This window comes from Streptococcus cuniculi (genome assembly GCF_001921845.1).
Classification (GTDB): domain Bacteria; phylum Bacillota; class Bacilli; order Lactobacillales; family Streptococcaceae; genus Streptococcus; species Streptococcus cuniculi.
Genome location: NZ_MSJM01000016.1, coordinates 1 through 5,501, shown reverse-complemented (window position 1 = coordinate 5,501; position 5,501 = coordinate 1). Strand labels below are relative to the sequence as shown.

Genomic DNA, 5,501 nt, shown 5'->3' with positions numbered 1-5,501 from the left:
GAGGTGATATACTGATATAGTTGTCGCTTGAGAGAGCGGACGGACAAGACCTTTGAAAATTAAAGAAGACGAACCAAACGTGCAGGGTGGTTTATGGAGACATAAACCGTCAATGAACGAAAAAAATAAATCTGTCGGTGGACAGAATGAGTGAAGACTCAAACTTTAAATGAGAGTTTGATCCTGGCTCAGGACGAACGCTGGCGGCGTGCCTAATACATGCAAGTAGAACGCTGAAAACTTTAGCTTGCTAGAGTTGGAAGAGTTGCGAACGGGTGAGTAACGCGTAGGTAACCTGCCTGGTAGCGGGGGATAACTATTGGAAACGATAGCTAATACCGCATAATAGTGCTTACTGCATGGTAAGTGCTTGAAAGGTGCAATTGCATCACTACCAGATGGACCTGCGTTGTATTAGCTAGTTGGTGAGGTAACGGCTCACCAAGGCGACGATACATAGCCGACCTGAGAGGGTGATCGGCCACACTGGGACTGAGACACGGCCCAGACTCCTACGGGAGGCAGCAGTAGGGAATCTTCGGCAATGGGGGGAACCCTGACCGAGCAACGCCGCGTGAGTGAAGAAGGTTTTCGGATCGTAAAGCTCTGTTGTAAGAGAAGAACGTTAGCGGGAGTGGAAAATCCGCTAAGTGACGGTAACTTACCAGAAAGGGACGGCTAACTACGTGCCAGCAGCCGCGGTAATACGTAGGTCCCGAGCGTTGTCCGGATTTATTGGGCGTAAAGCGAGCGCAGGCGGTTTGATAAGTCAGAAGTAAAAGGCTGTGGCTCAACCATAGTACGCTTTTGAAACTGTCAAACTTGAGTGCAGAAGGGGGGAGTGGAATTCCATGTGTAGCGGTGAAATGCGTAGATATATGGAGGAACACCGGTGGCGAAAGCGGCTCTCTGGTCTGTAACTGACGCTGAGGCTCGAAAGCGTGGGGAGCGAACAGGATTAGATACCCTGGTAGTCCACGCCGTAAACGATGAGTGCTAGGTGTTGGGTCCTTTCCGGGACTCAGTGCCGCAGCTAACGCATTAAGCACTCCGCCTGGGGAGTACGACCGCAAGGTTGAAACTCAAAGGAATTGACGGGGGCCCGCACAAGCGGTGGAGCATGTGGTTTAATTCGAAGCAACGCGAAGAACCTTACCAGGTCTTGACATCCCAGTGACCGTTCTAGAGATAGAACTTTTCTTCGGAACACTGGTGACAGGTGGTGCATGGTTGTCGTCAGCTCGTGTCGTGAGATGTTGGGTTAAGTCCCGCAACGAGCGCAACCCCTATTGTTAGTTGCCATCATTGAGTTGGGCACTCTAGCGAGACTGCCGGTAATAAACCGGAGGAAGGTGGGGATGACGTCAAATCATCATGCCCCTTATGACCTGGGCTACACACGTGCTACAATGGCTGGTACAACGAGTCGCAAGTCGGTGACGGCAAGCTAATCTCTTAAAGCCAGTCTCAGTTCGGATTGTAGGCTGCAACTCGCCTACATGAAGTCGGAATCGCTAGTAATCGCGGATCAGCACGCCGCGGTGAATACGTTCCCGGGCCTTGTACACACCGCCCGTCACACCACGAGAGTTTGTAACACCCGAAGTCGGTGAGGTAACCGTAAGGAGCCAGCCGCCTAAGGTGGGATAGATGATTGGGGTGAAGTCGTAACAAGGTAGCCGTATCGGAAGGTGCGGCTGGATCACCTCCTTTCTAAGGAAATGGAACTCTGTACGTAGTCTTCTTTAATTTTGAGAGGTCTTGTGGGGCCTTAGCTCAGCTAAGCGAAACCGCAGGTTGAAGCTTTGTCGAAGCGGTAGCGCACGACAGGGACCAGCGGAACCCCAAGACAATAGAATAGCCACTGTAGACTAATAAGGAATACCAGATTATTAGTAGGGGCCTTAGCTCAGCTGGGAGAGCGCCTGCTTTGCACGCAGGAGGTCAGCGGTTCGATCCCGCTAGGCTCCATTAGGATACGAGAAACGATTCGCTTGCGAAAATTTCCGTAGAAAATTAGGAAATCGAAGAAGTGTTCGATGAACACAAGTCGATTTATCTATTTTTCAGGAAATTAGTTTCGAGTTCAACTACTCAATTTAGAGTAGCTATCCTAAATGAGAAAGATATTGTTCAATTAATTGAACACGACCTCATTTTCTAGGAAAAAAGATAACCTTCCTAGTGTCTAAAGACACTACGTCAGTTTCCTATTTTTCTACGAAAATGCCCAACAAGTTGGGACGGTCATAGTATCTTAGACTTGTCCATTGAAAATTGAATATCTATATCAAATAGTAACAAGAAAATAAACCGAAAACGCTGTGAATTAATGAGTTTTCTAATTTGAAAGAATTAGGTTAAATAAGGTTAAGTTAATAAGGGCGCACGGTGGATGCCTTGGCACTAGGAGCCGAAGAAGGACGTGACTAACGACGAAATGCCTTGGGGAGCTGTAAGTAAGCAATGATCCAGGGGTGTCCGAATGGGGGAACCCAACATGTAATGCATGTTATCCCTACCTGTTAAGGGTAGCGGAAGGAAGACGCAGTGAACTGAAACATCTAAGTAGCTGCAGGAAGAGAAAGCAAGAGCGATTGCCTTAGTAGCGGCGAGCGAAACGGCAGGAGGGCAAACCGAAGAGTTTACTCTTCGGGGTTGTAGGACTGCAATGTGGACTCAGATTTTGTAGAAGAATCCTCTGGGAAGGGGAGCCAAAGAGAGTGAAAGCCTCGTATTCGAAACAGAGTCTGTACCTAGCAGTATCCTGAGTACGGCGGGACACGCGAAATCCCGTCGGAATCTGGGAGGACCATCTCCCAACCCTAAATACTCCCTAGTGACCGATAGTGAACCAGTACCGTGAGGGAAAGGTGAAAAGCACCCCGGGAGGGGAGTGAAATAGAACCTGAAACCGTGTGCCTACAACAAGTTCGAGCCCGTTAATGGGTGAGAGCGTGCCTTTTGTAGAATGAACCGGCGAGTTATGATATGATGCGAGGTTAAGTTGAAGAGACGGAGCCGTAGGGAAACCGAGTCTGAATAGGGCGAGTTAGTATCATGTTATAGACCCGAAACCATGTGACCTACCCATGAGCAGGTTGAAGGTGCGGTAAAACGCACTGGAGGACCGAACCAGGGCACGTTGAAAAGTGCTTGGATGACTTGTGGGTAGCGGAGAAATTCCAAACGAACTTGGAGATAGCTGGTTCTCTCCGAAATAGCTTTAGGGCTAGCGTCGATGTAAAGTCTCTTGGAGGTAGAGCACTGTTTGGGTGAGGGGTCCATCTCGGATTACCAATCTCAGATAAACTCCGAATGCCAAGTAGATATAATCGGCAGTCAGACTGCGAGTGCTAAGATCCGTAGTCGAAAGGGAAACAGCCCAGACCACCAGCTAAGGTCCCAAAATAATTGTTAAGTGGAAAAGGATGTGGGGTTGCACAGACAACTAGGATGTTAGCTTAGAAGCAGCTATTCATTCAAAGAGTGCGTAATAGCTCACTAGTCGAGTGACCCTGCGCCGAAAATGTACCGGGGCTAAAACAATTTACCGAAGCTGTGGATACCTTTAATGGTATGGTAGGAGAGCGTTCTATGTGTGGCGAAGGTGTACCGTGAGGAGCGCTGGAACGCATAGAAGTGAGAATGCCGGTATGAGTAGCGCAAGATGGGTGAGAATCCCATCCACCGTAAGACTAAGGTTTCCAGGGGAAGGCTCGTCCGCCCTGGGTTAGTCGGGACCTAAGGAGAGACCGAAAGGTGTATCCGATGGCCAACAGGTTGATATTCCTGTACTAGAGTATGAAGTGATGGAGGGACGCAGTAGGCTAACTCAACCAGACGACTGGAAGTGTCTGGCTAATCAGTGAGGCGTGGTATGAGTCAAATGCTTATACCTGTAACGTTGAGCTGTGATGGGGAGCGAAGTTTAGTAGCGAAGTGAGTGATGTCACACTGCCAAGAAAAGCTTCTAGCGATGTATCATACTCTACCCGTACCGCAAACCGACACAGGTAGTCGAGGCGAGTAGCCTCAGGTGATCGAGAGAACTCTCGTTAAGGAACTCGGCAAAATGACCCCGTAACTTCGGGAGAAGGGGTGCTCAGTTTAACTGAGCCGCAGTGAATAGGCCCAAGCAACTGTTTATCAAAAACACAGCTCTCTGCTAAATCGTAAGATGATGTATAGGGGGTGACGCCTGCCCGGTGCTGGAAGGTTAAGAGGAGGGTTTAGCGGTAACGCGAAGATCTGAATTGAAGCCCCAGTAAACGGCGGCCGTAACTATAACGGTCCTAAGGTAGCGAAATTCCTTGTCGGGTAAGTTCCGACCCGCACGAAAGGCGTAATGATTTGGGCACTGTCTCAACGAGAGACTCGGTGAAATTTTAGTACCTGTGAAGATGCAGGTTACCCGCGACAGGACGGAAAGACCCCATGGAGCTTTACTGCAGTTTGATATTGAGTGTCTGTACCACATGTACAGGATAGGTAGGAGCCTATGAGATCGGGACGCCAGTTTCGATGGAGGCGCTGTTGGGATACTACCCTTGTGTTATGGCCACTCTAACCCGCATAGTTTGATCACTATGGGAGACAGTGTCTGACGGGCAGTTTGACTGGGGCGGTCGCCTCCTAAAAGGTAACGGAGGCGCCCAAAGGTTCCCTCAGATTGGTTGGAAATCAATCGTAGAGTGTAAAGGTATAAGGGAGCTTGACTGCGAGAGCCACAACTCGAGCAGGGACGAAAGTCGGGCTTAGTGATCCGGTGGTTCCGTATGGAAGGGCCATCGCTCAACGGATAAAAGCTACCCTGGGGATAACAGGCTTATCTCCCCCAAGAGTTCACATCGACGGGGAGGTTTGGCACCTCGATGTCGGCTCGTCGCATCCTGGGGCTGTAGTCGGTCCCAAGGGTTGGGCTGTTCGCCCATTAAAGCGGCACGCGAGCTGGGTTCAGAACGTCGTGAGACAGTTCGGTCCCTATCCGTCGCGGGCGTAGGAAATTTGAGAGGATCTGCTCCTAGTACGAGAGGACCAGAGTGGACTTACCGCTGGTGTACCAGTTGTCTCGCCAGAGGCATCGCTGGGTAGCTATGTAGGGAAGGGATAAACGCTGAAAGCATCTAAGTGTGAAACCCACCTCAAGATGAGATTTCCCATAACGATATGTTAGTAAGAGCCCTGAGAGAAGATCAGGTAGATAGGTTGGGAGTGGAAGTTGTGTGAGCAATGGAGCGGACCAATACTAATCGCTCGAGGACTTATCCTAGAATAAGTACAATTTCATAGAGCCACAGAGTTAAGGTTTATAACTTGCGAGCTTTGAATAGATATTCAATTTTGAGTTGACAAAGAGGGGAACCTCATGTATACTCAACATAGTTAAGTGACGATAGCCTAGGAGATACACCTGTACCCATGCCGAACACAGCAGTTAAGCCCTAGAACGCCGGAAGTAGTTGGGGGTTGCCCCCTGTGAGATATGGTAGTCGCTTAGC

General features: G+C 49.5%; 1 tRNA gene and 3 rRNA genes. All 4 read left to right on the top strand.

Features of this window, described 5'->3' with window-relative positions:
• Positions 1 to 165 precede the first annotated feature (165 nt).
• Positions 166 to 1,713, top strand: a 16S ribosomal RNA gene (locus BU202_RS10315).
• A 185-nt stretch (positions 1,714 to 1,898) separates the two neighbouring features.
• Positions 1,899 to 1,971: transfer RNA gene (locus tag BU202_RS10310), tRNA-Ala, on the top strand.
• 397 nt (positions 1,972 to 2,368) lie between these two features.
• Positions 2,369 to 5,272 (top strand): 23S ribosomal RNA (locus BU202_RS10305).
• A gap of 113 nt (positions 5,273 to 5,385) precedes the next feature.
• Positions 5,386 to 5,501 (top strand): 5S ribosomal RNA (gene rrf, locus BU202_RS10300).
• The 16S, 23S and 5S rRNA genes sit together here with 1 tRNA gene alongside, the layout of an rRNA operon.